20 protein-coding genes and 5 tRNA genes are annotated in these 17,665 nt (G+C 70.3%); 6 read left to right on the forward strand and 19 right to left on the reverse strand.

Going from position 1 to position 17,665, the window contains the following annotated elements:
• Positions 1–47: 47 nt before the first annotated feature.
• Positions 48–1,670, reverse strand: a complete 1,623-nt coding sequence (gene fakA / locus P8A20_RS10055; RefSeq protein WP_306103366.1) for a fatty acid kinase ATP-binding subunit FakA — start codon at positions 1,668–1,670, stop codon at positions 48–50.
• 257 nt (positions 1,671–1,927) lie between these two features.
• Here fakA and rpmB point away from each other — a divergent pair, with 257 nt between their 5' ends.
• The gene (gene rpmB, locus P8A20_RS10060) at positions 1,928–2,113 is read left to right on the forward strand and encodes a 50S ribosomal protein L28 (protein WP_003965989.1); all 186 of its coding nucleotides are present in this window, start codon (positions 1,928–1,930) and stop codon (positions 2,111–2,113) included.
• A gap of 95 nt (positions 2,114–2,208) precedes the next feature.
• Here the strand turns inward: rpmB and thiD are convergent, their stop codons facing one another.
• Entirely contained in the window at positions 2,209–3,018 is an 810-nt protein-coding gene (thiD, locus tag P8A20_RS10065) for a bifunctional hydroxymethylpyrimidine kinase/phosphomethylpyrimidine kinase (RefSeq protein ID WP_147959677.1), read from the reverse strand.
• A gap of 189 nt (positions 3,019–3,207) precedes the next feature.
• Positions 3,208–4,176: a thiamine-phosphate kinase gene (locus tag P8A20_RS10070; RefSeq protein ID WP_147959675.1), complete on the reverse strand. Its 969-nt coding sequence runs from the start codon at positions 4,174–4,176 to the stop codon at positions 3,208–3,210.
• A gap of 320 nt (positions 4,177–4,496) precedes the next feature.
• Between P8A20_RS10070 and P8A20_RS10075 the strand changes: the two genes are divergently transcribed.
• Both P8A20_RS10075 and P8A20_RS10080 read left to right on the forward strand, forming a co-directional pair.
• A complete protein-coding gene (locus P8A20_RS10075; RefSeq protein WP_014153840.1) occupies positions 4,497–4,730 on the forward strand; it encodes an Lrp/AsnC ligand binding domain-containing protein in 234 nt (77 codons plus the stop codon).
• Between the two features lie 20 nt (positions 4,731–4,750).
• Positions 4,751–5,236, forward strand: coding sequence for a DUF3515 domain-containing protein (locus P8A20_RS10080; protein WP_147959674.1), 486 nt, complete (start codon positions 4,751–4,753; stop codon positions 5,234–5,236).
• Between the two features lie 37 nt (positions 5,237–5,273).
• Here the strand turns inward: P8A20_RS10080 and P8A20_RS10085 are convergent, their stop codons facing one another.
• From P8A20_RS10085 to P8A20_RS10095, 3 genes are read right to left on the reverse strand one after another with little or no spacing between them, the layout of a single operon-like run.
• A complete protein-coding gene (locus tag P8A20_RS10085) occupies positions 5,274–6,458 on the reverse strand; it encodes a D-alanine--D-alanine ligase family protein (protein ID WP_147959673.1) in 1,185 nt (394 codons plus the stop codon).
• A gap of 34 nt (positions 6,459–6,492) precedes the next feature.
• Positions 6,493–7,503 (reverse strand): NAD(P)H-dependent glycerol-3-phosphate dehydrogenase, encoded by a 1,011-nt coding sequence (locus tag P8A20_RS10090; RefSeq protein ID WP_147959672.1) that lies wholly within the window; start codon positions 7,501–7,503, stop codon positions 6,493–6,495.
• Positions 7,500–8,252: a lysophospholipid acyltransferase family protein gene (locus P8A20_RS10095; protein WP_147959671.1), complete on the reverse strand. Its 753-nt coding sequence runs from the start codon at positions 8,250–8,252 to the stop codon at positions 7,500–7,502. The genes P8A20_RS10090 and P8A20_RS10095 overlap by 4 nt, the downstream gene beginning before the upstream one ends.
• A 147-nt stretch (positions 8,253–8,399) precedes the next feature.
• On the opposite strand from P8A20_RS10095, the gene cofC reads away from it, so the two are divergent.
• Together cofC and P8A20_RS10105 are read left to right on the forward strand one after the other, a co-directional pair.
• Positions 8,400–9,083, forward strand: coding sequence for a 2-phospho-L-lactate guanylyltransferase (cofC, locus tag P8A20_RS10100; RefSeq protein ID WP_147959670.1), 684 nt, complete (start codon positions 8,400–8,402; stop codon positions 9,081–9,083).
• Between the two features lie 10 nt (positions 9,084–9,093).
• Positions 9,094–9,297: a hypothetical protein gene (locus tag P8A20_RS10105; protein ID WP_147959669.1), complete on the forward strand. Its 204-nt coding sequence runs from the start codon at positions 9,094–9,096 to the stop codon at positions 9,295–9,297.
• An 82-nt stretch (positions 9,298–9,379) separates the two neighbouring features.
• Here the strand turns inward: P8A20_RS10105 and P8A20_RS10110 are convergent, their stop codons facing one another.
• The 4 genes from P8A20_RS10110 to leuC form a co-directional block, all read right to left on the reverse strand.
• Positions 9,380–10,036, reverse strand: a complete 657-nt coding sequence (locus tag P8A20_RS10110; RefSeq protein ID WP_030638436.1) for an HU family DNA-binding protein — start codon at positions 10,034–10,036, stop codon at positions 9,380–9,382.
• A 142-nt stretch (positions 10,037–10,178) separates the two neighbouring features.
• A complete protein-coding gene (locus tag P8A20_RS10115; protein ID WP_031100634.1) occupies positions 10,179–10,406 on the reverse strand; it encodes an SCO5555 family protein in 228 nt (75 codons plus the stop codon).
• Positions 10,407–10,510: 104 nt separating this feature from the next.
• Positions 10,511–11,104, reverse strand: a complete 594-nt coding sequence (gene leuD, locus P8A20_RS10120; protein ID WP_147959668.1) for a 3-isopropylmalate dehydratase small subunit — start codon at positions 11,102–11,104, stop codon at positions 10,511–10,513.
• Positions 11,105–11,106: 2 nt separating this feature from the next.
• Entirely contained in the window at positions 11,107–12,534 is a 1,428-nt protein-coding gene (gene leuC, locus P8A20_RS10125) for a 3-isopropylmalate dehydratase large subunit (RefSeq protein ID WP_147959667.1), read from the reverse strand.
• A 173-nt stretch (positions 12,535–12,707) separates the two neighbouring features.
• Here leuC and ndgR point away from each other — a divergent pair, with 173 nt between their 5' ends.
• Complete coding sequence (gene ndgR / locus P8A20_RS10130; protein ID WP_014048551.1) at positions 12,708–13,424, forward strand: IclR family transcriptional regulator NdgR; 717 nt, start codon at positions 12,708–12,710, stop codon at positions 13,422–13,424.
• A gap of 180 nt (positions 13,425–13,604) precedes the next feature.
• Here ndgR and P8A20_RS10135 read toward each other — a convergent pair.
• The 9 genes from P8A20_RS10135 to P8A20_RS10175 all read right to left on the reverse strand — a co-directional run bounded on the left by P8A20_RS10135 (position 13,605) and on the right by P8A20_RS10175 (position 17,571).
• Positions 13,605–13,677, reverse strand: a tRNA-Glu gene (locus P8A20_RS10135).
• 20 nt (positions 13,678–13,697) lie between these two features.
• Positions 13,698–13,769 (reverse strand) — tRNA-Gln (locus tag P8A20_RS10140).
• 12 nt (positions 13,770–13,781) lie between these two features.
• A tRNA-Glu gene (locus P8A20_RS10145) sits at positions 13,782–13,854 on the reverse strand.
• A gap of 84 nt (positions 13,855–13,938) precedes the next feature.
• Positions 13,939–14,011 (reverse strand) — tRNA-Glu (locus tag P8A20_RS10150).
• 26 nt (positions 14,012–14,037) lie between these two features.
• Positions 14,038–14,109, reverse strand: a tRNA-Gln gene (locus P8A20_RS10155).
• Between the two features lie 85 nt (positions 14,110–14,194).
• A complete protein-coding gene (locus P8A20_RS10160; RefSeq protein ID WP_147959666.1) occupies positions 14,195–14,914 on the reverse strand; it encodes an HAD family hydrolase in 720 nt (239 codons plus the stop codon).
• A gap of 106 nt (positions 14,915–15,020) precedes the next feature.
• Positions 15,021–16,493: a glutamate--tRNA ligase gene (gene gltX / locus P8A20_RS10165; protein WP_147959665.1), complete on the reverse strand. Its 1,473-nt coding sequence runs from the start codon at positions 16,491–16,493 to the stop codon at positions 15,021–15,023.
• Entirely contained in the window at positions 16,486–17,262 is a 777-nt protein-coding gene (locus P8A20_RS10170; protein ID WP_014153853.1) for a fumarylacetoacetate hydrolase family protein, read from the reverse strand. Before P8A20_RS10170 ends, gltX begins: the two co-directional genes overlap by 8 nt.
• A gap of 126 nt (positions 17,263–17,388) precedes the next feature.
• On the reverse strand, positions 17,389–17,571 hold the full coding sequence (locus P8A20_RS10175) for a hypothetical protein (RefSeq protein WP_147959664.1): 183 nt from the start codon (positions 17,569–17,571) through the stop codon (positions 17,389–17,391).
• Positions 17,572–17,665: the final 94 nt, after the last annotated feature.

Consider the following 17,665-nt stretch of genomic DNA (forward strand, 5'->3'; position numbering starts at 1 on the left):
CACCACGTCACCGACAGACACCGCCGGGCGCGGCGCCCGCTGCCGTGTCACTCGACGCCGATCAGCAGGGGCGCCGCCTGGCGGCCGCCCCGGTAGACGACCGTGTCGACGGCGAGGTAGCCCTCCCGGACGTGTTCGCTCAGCTCGTCGCCCAGGGTGTCGGGCACGTCCTCCCCCAGGATCAGGGTGACGAGTTCTCCGCCGGCGGAGAGCATCCGGTCCAGGACGGTGCGGGCCGTGCGCGGGACGTCCTCACCGATGACCGCGACGTCCCCGTCGATCAGGCCGAGGATGTCACCGGCCTGGCAGATGCCCGCCATGGTCCACGACTGCCTCTCGGCGACGGCCAGTTCGGCGTAGCGGGTGGCTCCGGCCGCCGCCGTCATCGCGACGACGTCCTCGTCGAAGCTGCGGCCCGGCTCGTGGACGGCGAGCGCGGCGATGCCCTGGACGGCGGCGCGGGTCGGGACCAGGGCGACGCGGATGCCCTCGGTCCTGGCCTGTTCGGCGGCCGCGGCGGCGGTGTGACGCAACTGTGCGTCGTTGGGCAGCAGGACCACCTCACGGGCGTGCGCCCGGCGGATGGCGTCGACCAGTTCGCCGCTGGCCGGCGGCTCCCCGGGGCGCGCCAGCACGGTGGTCGCACCGGCCTCGGCGCACAGACCGGAGAGCCCGTCGCCGGGCACCACGGCCACGACCGCGCGCTGGGCCGGTTCACGGTGGGCCGCGCCCCGGTCGGCGGCGAAGTGGGTGATCCGGATCCGGTAGGGGCGGCCTGCCTCGACCCCGGCCTCGACAGCCGCCCCGGCGTCGTCGACGTGGACGTGGACGTTCCACAGGCCGTCGCCGCCGACCACCACGAGGGAGTCCCCCAGTGCGTCCAGCCGGTCCCTCAGCCGGGCGACCGCGTCGTCGGGGGCCTCCAGCAGAAAGATGACCTCGAAGGCCGGGCCGCCGTCGTGGCCCGGCTCCGCGCAGTCGCCGGTCAGGGGCAGGGTCTCCGGGGCAGGTCCGACGGCGCCCCCACGGGCCTGCCCTCCGACCGCTTCCAGCAGGGCTCCCAGCACGGTGACCAGGCCCTGCCCGCCCGCGTCCACGACCCTCGCGCGGCCGAGGACGGCAAGCTGCCCCGGGGTGGCGGCCAGGGCGGCCCGCGCCCCCTCGTACGCCGCTTCGGCCACGTCCTGGAGGCCCGCGTCCCGGCCGGTGGCTCCGGCCGCCTCGGCGGCGGCGGTGGCGACGGTGAGGACCGTGCCCTCGACGGGGTGGGCCACGGCCAGCCGGGCCGCGGCGGCGGCCTCCGCCAGCGCGGTCCGCAGGTGATGCGCGTCACCCGCCTCGGACAGCACGGCGGCCATGCCGCGCAGCAGCTGGGCCAGGATGGTCCCGGAGTTCCCCCGGGCGCCGATCAGCGCACCGTGCGCCATGGCGCGTACGGCGTCGGCGTGGGCGGGCACGGTGGGGCCGGTCTCATGGGCGGCGAAGACCGCTTCGACGGCCGCGGCGGCGGACTCCACGGTCAGGTAGAGGTTGGTGCCGGTGTCCCCGTCGGCGACGGGATAGACGTTGATGGCGTCGATGGCCGCCCGTTCCCGGCCCAGGGCCTCCAGGGCCAGTGAGCACCAGGTGCGCACCGCGACGGCGTCGAGATCGTCGGGGGACTGCGGCACCGGTGGTCCTCCTTGGGGACGGCCGTGGGGGGCTGGCTGCACCGCAGGGTAGCCCTCGCGCGCGGGCCCGGTGGGCGGAGGTGCGGGGCGGAGTTGCCCGGGGTGCCGTGGTAGTTTCGTATCTCCGACGCAGCCGTTGTATGCTGCTTCGGTTGCCCGACGAGAGTCGGGCCATTCCTCCGGTACCGCCACTTCAGTAAAATGATTCCGGCGCGCCGGAATTCACTGTAAGTGCATCTGAAGTTTTGGAGTGACCCGTGGCTGCCAACTGCGACGTTTGCGGCAAGGGGCCGAGCTTCGGCAACAGCATTTCGCACTCGCACCGCCGTACGTCCCGTCGCTGGAATCCCAACATCCAGCGCGTGCGTGCCGTGGTCGGGCGGACGCCGAAGCGGCTCAACGTCTGCACCTCGTGCATCAAGGCCGGCAAGGTCGCGCGCTGACGTCCCCGTCGTAGCGCAGCCTTCCGGTTGCCCAAAAAGCCGGTCCACCTCGGTGGACCGGCTTTTTGCTGTGCGCGGCCTGGCCGGCTGCGCACTCAGCGGGCGGATCGTGCGAGCCAGCCGTGGTCCACGGGGCCGATCCCGCCGCCCAGCGCGAAGCCGGCCCGGATCGCGCCGGTGACGTACTCCTTCGCGCCCCGCACGGCCGTGGGGACGTCCTGACCGCGGGCGAGTCCGCACGCGATGGCGGAGGCCAGGGTGCAGCCGGTGCCGTGGGTGTGCCGGTTGTCGTGCCTCGGTGCGCGGAGCCAGTGCTCCTCGTCACCGTCCGTCAGCAGGTCCACGGCGTCACCGGGCAGATGGCCGCCCTTGACCACCACCCAGCGCGGTCCGAAGGCGAGGATCTCCGCGGCGGCCCTGCGCATCCCCGCCTCGTCGGTGACGGAGACGCCGGTGAGCTGGGTCACCTCGTCGAGGTTCGGGGTGGCGACGGTGGCGACGGGCAGCAGCTTCGTGCGTACGGAGTCGAGGGCTTCGGCGGCCAGCAGCGCGTCCCCGTGCTTGGAGACCCCGACGGGGTCGACGACGACGGGTGCGTCGGTCCCCGCGAGGAGTCCGGCGACGGTCTCCACGAGTGCGGCCGAGGACAGCATGCCGGTCTTCACCGCCTGGACGCCGATGTCGTCGACGACACTGCGGTACTGGGCGCGTACGGCGTCCGCCGGGAGCTCCCAGGCGCCCTGCACGCCCAGGGAGTTCTGGGCGGTCACGGCGGTCAGCACGCTCATCCCGTGGGTGCCGAGGGCCAGCATCGTCTTCAGGTCGGCCTGGATGCCCGCACCGCCGCCGGAGTCTGATCCGGCGACGGTGAGGACACGGGGCGGTATCGGGGCAGGTGCGGTCATGCCCCGGAATCTACTAGGGCGTGCTGGGGAAGTAGCGCCGTCCGCCCGGAGGGCGGGCCCAGCGGCGTCCGGTGCGTGCGATCGCAAGGCGCGGAAATGGTTTCGTAGCGGAGCTACCAGGGCATTTCCGCAACGCCGCGAGCGTGCGTGCCAGGCGTCGCCGGGCGGGAGGGACTTCCCCAGCACGCCCTAAGCGTCCTCGATCGATCCGAAATGGTCCCAGCCGCCCTTGCTCGTCCAGGGCGCCCCGTCGACGGTGACCTGGGGCAGCGCCGAGGGGTTGAGGACCTCTCCGATGATCTTCCAGCGCGCGGGGAGCTTCACGTCGGAGGGGAAGGTCGCCACGATCGCGTGGTCCTCTCCCCCGGTGAGCACCCACTGCAGCGGATCGACTCCGACGGCCTGCCCGATGTCGGACATCTGCGAGGGGATGTCGATGAGCCCGGACCGCAGGTCGATGCGGACCTTGCTGGCCTCGGCGATGTGCCCGAGGTCGGCGACGAGTCCGTCGCTGACGTCGGTCATGGCCGTGGCGCCCAGACCGGCCGCCGCGGGGCCCGCGTGGTACGGCGGTTCGGGGCGCCGGTGGGCCTCGACGAAGGCACGCGGCGAGCGGAACCCCCGGGAGAGCACGGCGAATCCGGCCGCGGACCAGCCGAGCCAGCCGGTCACGGCGACGACGTCGCCGGGGCGGGCGCCGGCCCGGGTGACGGGTTCGTGGTTGCGCAGGTCGCCGAGGGCGGTGATCGCGACGGTGATGGTGTCGCCGCCGACGACGTCGCCGCCGACCACGGCGGCACCGGCGACCTGGCACTCGTCGCGCAGGCCGTCCATCAGCTCGCCGGCCCAGGTGACGGGCAGATCGGCCGGGACGACGAGGCCGAGGAGCAGCGCGGTGGGGACGGCGCCCATCGCCGCGATGTCGGCGAGGTTCTGTGCCGCGGCCTTGCGCCCGACGTCGTACGCGGTCGACCAGTCACGGCGGAAGTGCCGCCCTTCCAACAGGATGTCCGTACTGGCCACGACCCTGCGGTCGGGAGCGGCCACGACCGCGGCGTCGTCGCCGGGCCCCAGTCGTACCGCCGGAGTGGTGGTGAGCCGGGACGTGAGCTCTCTGATGAGCCCGAACTCCCCCAACTCGCCCACGGTTCCCTTCACCGAGTGTCACCTCTCATCTATCGCACCGGACACCTGTCCGGGCTGCTTCAGCGGCCGGAGGTCCGGACCGTGGGCGGACGGCCCACGGAAGCCGGTGGCCCCGGGACGTGCAGGCATCACTGTCCCCCTTCCGCACCGGTGGGCTTGCGGTCGCGAGCCCCAACTGCTGTCGGTACCGTCAAGGGATACGTCAACTTCTGTGGTGCGTACGCCACGCTGTGGGCGTCAACCGGCCCGTAGGTCTCCCCGCGGCCCGGGGCGACGCGATAACGTGGCGTCCCTTTCCCCCACATGATCCTCGTGGCCGCCCTGGAGGTTCCGTGGTACAGGCGTACATCCTCATCCAGACCGAGGTGGGCAAGGCGTCGATCGTCGCCGAGACCATCGCAAAACTTCCGGGAGTGATTCAGGCAGAGGACGTCACAGGCCCTTACGACGTGGTCGTGCGCGCGCAGGCCGACACGGTCGACGCGCTCGGTCGCATGGTGGTCGCCAAGGTCCAGCAGGTGGACGGCATCACGCGTACCCTGACCTGCCCGGTCGTCCACCTCTGACCCCTGTCTACGCTGGTCCGGTGACTCACACCCGCCGCCGGTCCCGCCGATCCCGTGTCCTCGCCCCGTCCGCCGCCCTGCTCGTGCTGGTCGTGGCGGGCTGTTCCGGTGGTGACCAGCCCTCGGTGGCGGTTCCCACGCCGTCGTCGGAGGCCGCCGGGTACTGCGAGGAACTGCACGGGGAACTGCCGGAGACCGTCGACGAACTGGAACGGAGTGATCCCTCACCGGATTCGGACCTGACCGCCGGCTGGGGGGACGGGGCGATCGTACTGCGCTGCGGCGTTCCCCGGCCCGCGAAGATGGACGATTCCCAGTCCAAGGCCGTCGACGCGGACGGCGTCAACTGGCTGCTGGAGCAGCGGGACGACGCCGGTCCCCGGTTCACGACCACCTACCGCAAGGCGTACGTCGAGGTGACGCTCGGATCCGAGTACGCCCATGACATCACCCCGTTGTCCGCGTTCGCCGCGCCCGTGAGGAAGACGGTGCCCGACAGCCTGTGAGGGCCGTCCCGCGCGGGACGGCCCTCATTCTCCGGGATCAGCGCAGGCCGGTGGAGCGGTTCAGCGCCGCCGTGATCAGCCGGTCCACCAGCTCCGGGTACTCCACCCCGCTCGCCTGCCACATGCGGGGGAACATCGAGATCGGGGTGAATCCCGGCATGGTGTTGATCTCGTTGATGACGAACGAGCCGTCGTCGGTGAGGAAGAAGTCGGCACGCACCAGGCCCTCGCAGGAGGTGGCCTCGAACGCCTCGACTGCGAGCCGCTGCACCTCGGCGGTCTGCTCCTCGGTGAGCGGTGCGGGGACCAGACCGGCCGCCGAGTCGATGTACTTCGCCTCGAAGTCGTAGAAGTCGTGTGCGGTGACGGGCGGGATCTCGGCGGGCACGCTCGCGCGCGGCCCGTCCTCGAACTCCAGCACGCCGCACTCGATCTCGCGGCCGCTCAGCAGGGACTCCACGAGGAACTTGGGGTCGTGCCGGCGGGCCTCCTCGATCGCCTCGTCGAGCCCGGCCGCGTCGTCGACCTTGGTGATGCCCATGGAGGATCCGCCGCGGGCCGGCTTGATGAAGAGCGGCCAGCCGTGTTCGGCCGCGAACTCCATGACGCGCTTACGGGCGGCCGGGCGGTCGGTGTCCCATTCCCTGGGCCGGACGACCTCGTACGGGCCGACCGGCAGGCCGAAGGAGATGAACACCCGCTTCATGTACTCCTTGTCCTGACCGACGGCCGAGGACAGGACACCGGCGCCGACGTACGGCACGCCGGAGAGCTCCAGGAGCCCCTGGAGCGTGCCGTCCTCGCCGTAGGGGCCGTGCAGCACGGGGAAGACGACGTCGACCTCGCCCAGGACCTCGGGAACCGAACCGGGTTCGCCCACGACGACGTCACGGTTCCCCGGATCGACGGAGAGCGTCACCGCGCCCCGCGCGGACGCGGCCAGCTGGTCCACGTCGGGTACCCGGCGGTCCGTGATGGCCATGCGGGCCGGATCGTCGGACGTGAGGACCCACCGTCCGTCCCTGGTGATACCGATCGGCAGGACGTCGTACTTCGTCCGGTCGACGGCGCTCATGATGGCACCGGCCGTGACGACCGAGATGCCGTGTTCGGAGCTCCGGCCGCCGAACACGACGGCCACACGCGGCTTGCGGCCCGGCTCGGAGCGCTGCTCGGAGCTCAGGGGGCCCTCAGGGCTCTGGGGGAGGTTCTGGCTGCTCATATCGCGACGAGCGTACCTGCTGGTAGGGCTCGAGTCAGCGTCGCTCGGGCTTGGCGCTGCGCGACATCAGCTCCTTGAGCGCGACGACCGGCGGCTTGCCCTCGTGGACGATGCCGACGACCGTCTCGGTGATCGGCATGTCGACGCCGTGCCTGCGCGCCAGATCGAGCACGGATTCGCAGGACTTGACGCCCTCGGCGGTCTGGCTCGTGACGGCGACGGTCTCCTTGAGCGTCATCCCCCGTCCGAGGTTGGTACCGAAGGTGTGGTTGCGCGAGAGGGGCGAGGAGCAGGTCGCCACCAGGTCGCCGAGTCCGGCCAGTCCGGAGAAGGTGAGCGGGTCGGCGCCCATGGCGAGGCCGAGCCTGGTCGTCTCGGCGAGGCCGCGGGTGATGAGGGAGCCCTTGGCGTTGTCGCCGAGCCCCATGCCGTCGGCGATGCCCACGGCGAGGCCGATGACGTTCTTCACGGCGCCGCCGAGCTCGCAGCCGACCACGTCGGTGTTGGTGTACGGGCGGAAGTACGGGGTGTGGCAGGCGGCCTGGAGGCGCCGGGCGACGTCCTCGTCCGGGCAGGCGACGACGGCCGCGGCGGGGCGGCGTTCGGCGATCTCCTTGGCGAGGTTGGGGCCGGTGATGACGGCGATCCGGTCCGGGGTGACCTCGGTGACGTCCGCGATGACCTCGCTCATCCGCTTGGCGGTGCCGAGTTCGACGCCCTTCATCAGGGAGACGAGGACGGTCTGCGGCTCCAGGTGCCGCGCCCAGTCCGCCAGGTTGGCGCGCAGGGTCTGCGAGGGCACGACGAGGACGGCGAAGTCGGCGCCGCGCAGCGCCTCGGCGGGATCCGTGGTGGCCCGGACCGACGCGGGGAGTTCGACACCCGGCAGGTAGTCCGGGTTGGTACGGGTCGTGTTGACGGCCTCGGCGACCTCGGCGCGGCGGCCCCAGAGGGTGACCTCGCAGCCGGCGTCGGCGAGGACCACGGCGAAGGCCGTACCCCACGAGCCGGTTCCGAATACGGCCGCCTTTACGGGGTGCGTCACGTCGTTCCCTTTCCCTCTGCCTTGCGCCGCTGTTCAGCACGGGCCTTGCGGTGATCGTAGAGCTCGGCGGGTGCCTTCTCGCCGCGTACCTCCTCGAGCTGGGCGGTGACCGCGGCCATGATGGTCTCGGTGGCCTGGCGCAGGACGTCGGGCGTCGGCTCGAGGCCGTAGTAGCGGGTGAGGTCGACGGGCGGTCCCGCCTGCACGCGCAGGGTCTTGCGGGGGAACAGTTGGAGCTTGTTCTCCTTGGCGTACGGCGGCATCGCGAGGTTGGCGCCCCACTGGGCGACGGGGATGACCGGGGCCTTGGTCATCAACGCGACCCGGGCCGCACCGGTCTTGCCGGCCATCGGCCACATGTCGGGGTCCCGGGTGAGGGTGCCCTCCGGGTAGAAGGCGACGCACTCGCCCCGCTCGATGGCGTCGACGGCGGCCCGGAAGGCGTCGAGCGCGTTGGTCGACTCGCGGTAGACGGGGATCTGGCCGGTGCCGCGCAGGATCATTCCGACGAACGGTGTCCTGAACAGCCCCGCCTTGGCGAGCAGCCGTGGGACGCGTCCGGTGTTGTACTGGAAATGCCCGTAGGACAGGGGGTCCAGATACGAGTTGTGATTGACCGCGGTGATGAATCCACCATCGGCCGGAATGTGCTCCATTCCCCGCCAGTCCCGCTTGAACAGAACCACCAGGGGCGGTTTTGCGATGGCCGCCGCCAGGCGGTACCAGAAGCCGATTCTGCGGCGGGACACTCGGACGCCTTCCTCTAGGAAATGAGCTGCTGCGGGGCTCGTGGCGCTGCTGCCTCGCCCGGGGCCCCTGTTGTGGAGAACACCGTACGCCTCACCCGTGGGGGCGGACCTCCGGGTTGTCGTACCGGCAGGCGAGAATATGGGCTGATGCGTACGGAGGGGGAGATCGCCACGAACACCGACCCGACCGGTCCCTGGTCCCTGGTCGTCCCGCTGAAACCTCTCGCACGGGCCAAGAGCAGGCTCGGACGGGCGGTGGGTGAGGCTCTGCGTCCCCGTATGGCCCTGGCGTTCGCACAGGACACCGTGTCGGCCGCCCTGTCCTGCCGGGCGGTCGGGGATGTGGTGGTCGTCACGGACGACCCGGTGGCCGGGGCGGCGCTGACCGCCCTCGGCGCGCGCGTCGTGGCCGACTCCCCGGCGGCCGGGCTCAACGCGGCGCTGGAACACGGTGCCCGGTCGGTGCGGGCGCGACGGCCCGGTGCGGCGGTGGCCGTGCTCAACGCGGATCTGCCCGCACTGCGCCCCGCCGAATTGGGGCGGGTGCTCGAATTCTCCGGTGCATTTCCCCGCACATTTGTCGGCGATGCCCAGGGAATCGGCACCACATTTCTTTCCGCGATGCCCGGGGTGGAATTGAGGCCGGCCTTCGGCGGGGCGTCACGGGCACGGCACCTCTCCTCGGGGGCGGTCGAGATCACGCTGCCCGGTCTCGACTCCGTCCGCAGGGACGTGGACACGGGCGACGACCTGGAGGCGGCGCTGGCTCTGGGGGTGGGGCGGTTCACCGCGCTCCCGTCGGCCCCGGTGGCGCCTGCCGCGGACCGATAGGCTGCGCCCCATGCAGGCGACCTCGTTCACGTACGACTCCGAGACACGCACCGGCAGTGTGCTGCTCGACGACGGCACCCCGGTGGACTTCGACGCACCGGCCTTCGACGCGGGAGGGCTGCGGCTGCTGCGCCCGGGACAGCGGGTGCGGATCGAGACCGAGGGTGAGGGCGCCTCGCTGCGGATCACCCTGGTGACGCTGCAGACGCTCTGAACGGGCCCCTGAACAGCCCGCGGGCCGGGCTCCCCGAGGGGAGCCCGGCCCGGCGCGTATGAGGAACGAGCGGTGCCCGGTCTCACTTCTTGCGTGCGGTGACCTTCTTGGCTGTGGTCTTGCGTGCCGTGGTCTTCTTCGCGGGCGCCTTCTTCGCCGTGGTCTTCTTGGCAGGCGCCGTCTTGGCCGCGACGGTCTTCTTGGTGGCCGTCGCCTTCTTCGCCGGGGTCGCCTTCTTCGCCGCCGCCGTGGTCTTCTTCGCAGCCGCAGTGGTGGTCTTCTTGGCCGTGGTCTTCTTGGCGGCGGTGGTCTTCTTCGCGGCCGCCGTGGCCTTCTTCGCCGTGGCCTTCTTGGCGGTGGCCTTCTTCGCGGCCGCCTTCGCCGTCGTGCGGGTGGAAGAACCGCCCGAGAGGCTGCCCTTGGGTGCCTTCTTGACGGAGACCTCGCCGCCCTTGGGGAGCTTCTTGGAGCCGCTCACCAGGTCCTTGAAGCCCTGTCCCGCACGGAAACGGGGCACGGAGGTCTTCTTGACCCGCACGCGCTCACCGGTCTGCGGGTTGCGGGCGTACCGGGCGGGACGGTCGACCTTCTCGAACGAGCCGAAGCCGGTGACCGAGACACGGTCCCCCGCGACGACCGCGCGGACGATCGCGTCGAGAACCACGTCGACGGCGTCCGCGGCCTGCTGACGGCCTCCGACCTTGTCTGCAATCGCTTCTACGAGCTGCGCCTTGTTCACGTCTTCCCCTTCGGAGACATTGCCGGAACGAAACTGTTCAGGCTTTTTCGCACGTTAGGCAGATATATACCGCAAATCAAACACGAAACGGGCTAATCACCCTAGTGCCGCAACGAAGTCGACCGCCGCGCTGTCCGCGGAGTCAGTCACCTTCGGGGAATCGGCCCTCATCGAGGTCCTTCATCAGACGGTCCAGACGCCTTGCCGCGCCTGGGAGATCGTGCTTAGCCGCGGCCGTTACGACCAGCAGCTTCCGGGACAGCGCCATCCGTACGCCCTCCGGGACTTGCAGCGCGCGCACCTTTGCGTGTGCTTCCTTCAATCGGTCGGCGACTTGGCCATAGAGCTCGAGTTGGCTGTCGCGTTCCATGCACCGATTGTGCCATCTGGGGCGAGTTGTCGCCCGAGGGGGTCTCAACAAGCGACTGCGCCCCCTGCCGTGCGGCAGGGGGCGCAGTTCGGGAAAAGCGCTGCTCAGGCGTCAATCGTGCGCGGCTTGTGGGACGGCCTGGCCGCCTCATAAGTCGCAATGTCCGCTTCGTTCTGAAGAGTGAGGCTGATGTCGTCGAGCCCGTTGAGCAGTCGCCAGCGGGCGTTCTCGTCGAGCTCGAAGTCGGCCGTGATGCCGTCCGCGAGGACCTGTCGCTTCTCCAGGTCGACCGTGATCTCGACGGTCGGGTCGGCCTCGGTCAGCTCCCAGAGCCTGTCGACGACCTTCTGGTCGAGGACGACGGTCAACAGACCGTTCTTCAGGGAGTTGCCCCGGAAGATGTCGGCGAAGCGGGAGGAGATGACGGTTTTGAAGCCGTAGTTCTGGAGGGCCCAGACCGCGTGCTCACGCGAGGAGCCCGTACCGAAGTCGGGGCCGGCGACCAGAACCGAGGCACCCTTGCGCTCCGGGCGGTTGAGGATGAAGTTCTCGTCCTTGCGCCAGGCCTCGAAGAGCCCGTCCTCGAATCCGTCGCGGGTGACCTTCTTCAGCCAGTGCGCGGGGATGATCTGGTCGGTGTCGACGTTGCTGCGGCGCAGCGGGACGGCCCGGCCGGTGTGTGCGGTGAATGCTTCCATGGTTATCGGACTCCGGCAGGCGTACGGGCGTCGGACAGATCGGCGGGCGAGGCCAGATGGCCCAGCACGGCGGTGGCGGCGGCGACCTGCGGGGAGACCAGGTGGGTACGGCCGCCCTTGCCCTGCCTGCCCTCGAAGTTCCGGTTCGAGGTGGAGGCGGAGCGCTCGCCGGGGGCCAACTGGTCGGGGTTCATGCCGAGGCACATCGAGCAGCCCGCGTGCCGCCATTCGGCGCCGGCGGCGGTGAAGACCTTGTCCAGACCCTCCTCGACGGCCTGCAGGGCGACCCGGACGGAGCCAGGGACGACCAGCATCCGTACGCCGTCGGCGACTTTGCGGCCCTCCAGGACCGAAGCCGCGTTGCGCAGGTCCTCGATGCGCCCGTTGGTGCAGGAACCTACGAACACGGTGTCCACGTTGATCTCACGCAGCGGCTGGCCGGCGGTCAACCCCATGTACTCCAGGGCCTTTTCGGCGGCGTGGCGCTCCGAGGCGTCCTCGTACGACGCGGGGTCGGGGACGTTGGCCGACAGGGGCGCGCCCTGGCCGGGGTTGGTGCCCCAGGTGACGAAGGGCGCCAGCGCGGCACCGTCGATGACGACCTCGGCGTCGAAGACGGCGTCGTCGTCGGTGCGCAGTGTCTTCCAGTACTCCACCGCGGCGTCCCAGTCCTCGCCCTCGGGGGCGTGGTCACGGCCCCGCAGATAGGCGAAGGTGGTCTCGTCGGGGGCGATCATGCCCGCGCGGGCGCCGGCCTCGATCGACATGTTGCAGATGGTCATCCGGGCTTCCATCGAGAGCTTCTCGATGGCGGAGCCGCGGTATTCGAGGATGTAGCCCTGGCCGCCGCCGGTGCCGATGCGGGCGATGATGGCCAGGATGAGGTCCTTGGCGGTGACGCTGTCGGGGAGTTCGCCCTCGACCGTGATCGCCATGGTGCGGGGGCGGGCCAGCGGGAGCGTCTGGGTGGCCAGGACGTGCTCGACCTGGCTGGTGCCGATGCCGAAGGCCAGCGCTCCGAACGCGCCGTGGGTGGAGGTGTGCGAGTCACCGCAGACGACCGTGGTGCCGGGCTGGGTCAGGCCGAGCTGCGGGCCGACGACGTGCACGACGCCCTGCTCGACGTCACCCAGCGGGTGCAGCCGGACGCCGAACTCCGCGCAGTTCTTGCGCAGGGTCTCCAGCTGGGCACGGGATACCGGGTCGGCGATCGGCTTGTCGATGTCGAGGGTCGGGGTGTTGTGGTCCTCGGTGGCGATGGTGAGGTCGAGTCGCCGCACCGGCCGGCCGGCCTGACGCAGACCGTCGAACGCCTGCGGGCTGGTCACCTCGTGCAGCAGGTGCAGATCGATGAAGAGGAGGTCGGGCTCACCATCGGCGCGCCGGACGACATGGTCGTCCCAGACCTTCTCCGCGAGTGTCCTACCCATCGCTTTCCCTCCGGCCGGCGTCTTCGCCGGCCCAACTAGAGATTCGGGTGCCGCCGCCCGGACCCCCGACCGGGGCGGTGGCTGCGGGCCGTTGTACGGCCGCACGTACAGGTTCGCAACTTCCGGGGAAAATTGAACTTGCGTTTCACAGAGTGAGACGCGAGTATCGTCGTATGGACAACTCTAGCGGCGTCGGCGTTCTCGACAAGGCAGCTCTGGTATTGAGCGCCCTGGAGTCCGGTCCGGCCACCCTCGCCGGGCTGGTCGCGGCGACAGGGCTCGCACGGCCCACGGCACACCGACTGGCCGTGGCACTCGAACACCACCGCATGGTGGCGAGGGACATGCAGGGCAGGTTCATCCTCGGCCCCCGGCTCGCGGAGCTCGCGGCCGCGGCAGGCGAGGACCGCCTGCTGGCGACGGCCGGACCCGTACTCACACATCTGCGGGACATCACCGGGGAGAGCGCGCAGCTCTACCGCCGGCAGGGCGACATGCGGATCTGCGTGGCGGCCGCGGAGCGGCTGTCCGGTCTGCGGGACACCGTGCCGGTCGGCTCCACCCTCACGATGAAGGCGGGATCCTCCGCGCAGATCCTGATGGCCTGGGAGGAGCCGGAGCGTCTGCACCGGGGCCTGCAGGGCGCCCGCTTCACGGCGACGGCGCTCTCGGGCGTACGCCGGCGTGGCTGGGCCCAGTCGATCGGTGAGCGCGAGCCGGGCGTGGCCTCGGTCTCGGCCCCGGTGCGCGGGCCGTCGAACCGGGTGGTCGCCGCGGTGTCCGTCTCCGGCCCGATCGAACGTCTCACGCGCCACCCGGGCCGGATGCACGCGCAGGCCGTCATCGACTCGGCGGCGCGGCTGAGCGAAGCCCTGCGTCGTACCGGCTGATGACCCCGTTATCCTTGCCGACCCTCTCCGGCCGCCCCAGCGTCGTGGCGGCCCAACTCACCTGTCGCACAGTCGCGATGAGCGCGTCACCCGCCGTCCGGCTCCGGTGCGGCAAATTCCCGCGCACGCACGAAGAAGGCCCCTCACCGAGGTGAAGGGCCTTGTCCTACTGCTGTGTTGTACCCCCGACCGGATTCGAACCGGCGCTACTGCCGTGAGAGGGCAGCGTGCTAGGCCGCTACACAACGGGGGCATGGTTACTGCTGACTTGCGCTGGGCTACCAGGACTCGAACCTAGAATGACGGTACCAGAAACCGTAGTGTTGCCAATTACACCATAGCCCATGGTGTGACAAGTACCCCCGACCGGATTCGAACCGGCGCTACTGCCGTGAGAGGGCAGCGTGCTAGGCCGCTACACAACGGGGGCCCTAGCGATCCTCACCCGACGGTAGCCGGATGTTGTCACCGAAGAACGTGGGTGCGACCCAGATGTTCTCGCGGGATGGATCTGTACCCCCGACCGGATTCGAACCGGCGCTACTGCCGTGAGAGGGCAGCGTGCTAGGCCGCTACACAACGGGGGCTTGTTACTTCTTACTTCGGTCTTGCGCTGGGCTACCAGGACTCGAACCTAGAATGACGGTACCAGAAACCGTAGTGTTGCCAATTACACCATAGCCCACTGAAACGCAACCTCTGGGGGTATTGTTTCTGTCTGCGCTTCCCGGCCGGATCTTTCGGCCCGCTCGGGTGGCGCAGGAAGAACATTACCTGAAGGTGTCCGGCGCTCCAAAACGGGTATCGCCCGCCAGCAGACCGGGAAGCTCGTGCAGACCGGTGATCCGCACGAGCTCGGGACGTCCGCCCAACCCTTCCCGGTCCAGCCAGATGCCCGTCAGTCCGGCGGCGACCGCGCCGCCCGCGTCGATGTCGGGCTCGTTCCCCACATAGGCCACCTCGTGCGGGGAGAGCTCCAGGACCTCGCAGGCGGCGTGGAAGGCGCCCGCGTCCGGCTTGGAGACTCCCAACTCGACGGCGCACACCACCGCCTCGAAGCGGTCCCGCACCCCTAGGGCGCGCAGCTTGCGGTCCTGGTTGTGGATGCTCGAGTTCGACAGGACGGCGTGCCGGTAGACGTCGGCCAGCCGGTCCAGGACCGGCACGGTGTCCGGGAAGAGCGTCCACGCGGCCTCGTAGTGGGTGGCGTGCCGGCCGAACCACTCGTCGGCCTCGGCATCGCTCAGTCGCCTCCCGAGGAACGCCCTCACGCGCTCCCGCCGCTGCCCCGGGAAGTCGAGCTCCCCTTCGGCGAACCGCGCCCACTGCACGTCCGTGACGGCCTTCCAGACGTCGAGGGCGTGTTCGGGCGAGGTGTAGGCCGCGGGCAGCCCTTCGATCTCCAGGTGCCTGCGCATGCCGACACGGTCGGCTCCCGAGTAGTCGAAGATCGTGTCGTCGATGTCCCAGAGAACCGCTCGGATCGGCATGCGGCCAGACTAGCGGCGCGTTCCCCGCGTCACCGGCAGTTCCCGCACATGCCGACGGGGTGGCCGCCCCTGGCCGGGGCGGCCACCCCGTCATGTGCGCCGGACGCTACGCGGCGAGCTTCGCCAGCGCCGCGTCGATGCGGGCGATCGTCTTCTCGCGGCCCAGGATCTCCAGGGACTCGAAGAGCGGCAGGCCGACCGTGCGGCCCGTGACGGCGACGCGGACCGGGGCCTGCGCCTTGCCGAGCTTCAGACCGTGCTTCTCGCCGGCGGTGAGCACGGCCGTCTTGAGCGCCTCGGCGTTCCACTCGGCGGCCGTCAGCTCGGCGCGGGCCGTGACGAGCAGGGCGTCGGAGCCCTCCTTCATGGCCTTCGCCCAGGACGCCTCGTCCTCGACGGGCTCGTCCAGGAAGAGGAAGTCGACGTTGGCCGTGATGTCCGAGAGAACCGTCACACGCGTCTGGGCGTGCGGGGCGATCTCGGCGAACTGCTCCGCGTCGAAGGCCTCGGGCGCCCAGGGCGCGAAGGGGGCCTTCAGCCAGGGGCCGCAGGCCTCGGTGAAGGTCTTCACGTCGAGCATGCGCAGGTGCTCGGCGTTGATGTGCTCGGCCTTCTTCAGGTCGAAGCGCGCCGGGTTGGCGTTGACGTCGGCGATGTCGAACGCCGCCACCAGCTCGTCGCGGCCGAAGATGTCGCGGTCCTCGGCGATCGACCAGCCGAGCAGCGAGAGGTAGTTGAGCAGCCCCTCGGGAAGGAAGCCGCGCTCGCGGTAGAGGTTGAGCGAGGCCTGCGGGTCCCTCTTGGACAGCTTCTTGTTGCCCTCCCCCATGACGTACGGGAGATGACCGAAGGCCGGGGTGTCCTTGGCGACGCCCAGCTCGATGAGCGCCCGGTAGAGGGCGATCTGGCGCGGGGTGGAGGAGAGCAGGTCCTCGCCGCGCAGGACGTGGGTGATCTCCATCAGGGCGTCGTCGACGGGGTTGACGAGCGTGTAGAGGGGAGCGCCGTTGGCACGGACGATGCCGTAGTCCGGGACGTTCTCCGGCTGGACCGTGATGTCGCCGCGGACCAGGTCGGTGAAGGTGATCGCCTCGTCGGGCATCCGGAAGCGGACGATCGAGGTGCGGCCCTCGGCCTCGTACGCCGCCTTCCGCTCGTCGCTCAGGTCGCGGCAGTGGCCGTCGTAGCCCGACGGCTTGCCGGCCGCGCGGGCGGCGTCACGGCGGGCGTCGAGCTCCTCGGTGGTGCAGTAGCAGTGGTACGCGTGCCCGGCGTCCAGGAGCTTGGCGGCGACGTCCTTGTAGAGCTCCATCCGCTGCGACTGGCGGTAGGGCTCGTGCGGGCCGCCGACCTCGGGGCCCTCGTCCCAGTCGAGGCCGAGCCAGCGCATCGAGTCGAGCAGCTGCTGGTAGGACTCCTCGGAGTCACGGGCGGCGTCGGTGTCCTCGATGCGGAAGACCAGGGTGCCCTGGTGGTGCCGGGCGAAGGCCCAGTTGAACAGAGCCGTCCGGACCAGGCCCACGTGGGGGTTGCCGGTCGGGGAGGGACAGAAACGTACACGGACAGGGGGGTTAGCCACGCTTGATCACCTTGTTGGTGAGAGTGCCGATGCCTTCGATGGTGACGGCGACCTCGTCGCCGACGTGCAGGGGGCCGACCCCTGCGGGGGTCCCGGTGAGGATCACGTCGCCGGGGAGCAGCGTCATGGCCTCGGTGATGTGGACGACGAGGTCCTCGACGGACCGGACCATGTCGCTCGTCCGGCCGAGCTGACGCTGCTCACCGTTGACCGTGGCCTGGATGGCCAGGTCGCCGGGGTCGACGTCGGTCTCCACCCAGGGGCCGAGCGGGCACGAGGTGTCGAACCCCTTGGCCCGGGCCCACTGGCTCTCGCGTCGCTGGACGTCACGTGCGGTGACGTCGTTGGCGCAGGTGTAGCCGAAGATGACGTCCTTGACGCGCTCACGCGGAACCTCGCGGCACATACGGCCGATCACCACGGCCAGCTCGGCCTCGTGGTGGAGCTCCTCGGAGAAGGAGGGGTACTCGATGGAGTCACCCGCGCCGATCACCGAGGTGGTCGGCTTGAAGAAGGCGACGGGCACATCGGGGACCTCGTTGCCCATCTCGGCGGCGTGTTCCGCGTAGTTGCGGCCGATGGCCACGACCTTGTTGGGAAGCACGGGCGGCAGCAGCCGCACCTTCTTCAGCGGGACCTTGGTCCCTGAGAGCTCGAAGTCGGTGTACGGGATGCCCTTGATGATGTCGAGGACGAGGCTGTCGGGGCTGTCGCCCTCGACCGCGCCGAAGGCGACATTGCCGTCGATGGAGAACCTGGCGATGCGCACGGGATGCTGTCGCCCCTCACTTGCTGGCTGGCTGAAGACTGACGCTCCAGGCTATCGCTCCGCCGGGCGTGGCGCGGCGACGGCGCGGGTGAGGGGCCCGCTCACGGATGGAGGCCGGGGCGGCCGTTACCGCGCCGCCGCGACCGGGGCTTCCATGAGGATGGTGCGGCGCGGGTTGGCCGTCTGGGTGGGCAGGTCGACGGCGTGCTCCCGCTGTTCCGGCTTCTGCAGCGCTTCGGCGTCCGCAAGGTGCGCCAGCGTCGTGCGCCGGGGGTTGGCAATGTTGCGGAACGTCATCGTCGTCTTCATCTGCCGTCTGGACCCTTGTCGCTGGGGCGCTGCCCGGAGGTGCGCCGGTTGTCGGATTCGCTATCCCTGTAAAGCGCCAGGCTAAACATCCGAT

This window comes from Streptomyces sp. Alt3 (assembly GCF_030719215.1).
GTDB lineage: Bacteria > Actinomycetota > Actinomycetes > Streptomycetales > Streptomycetaceae > Streptomyces > Streptomyces glycanivorans.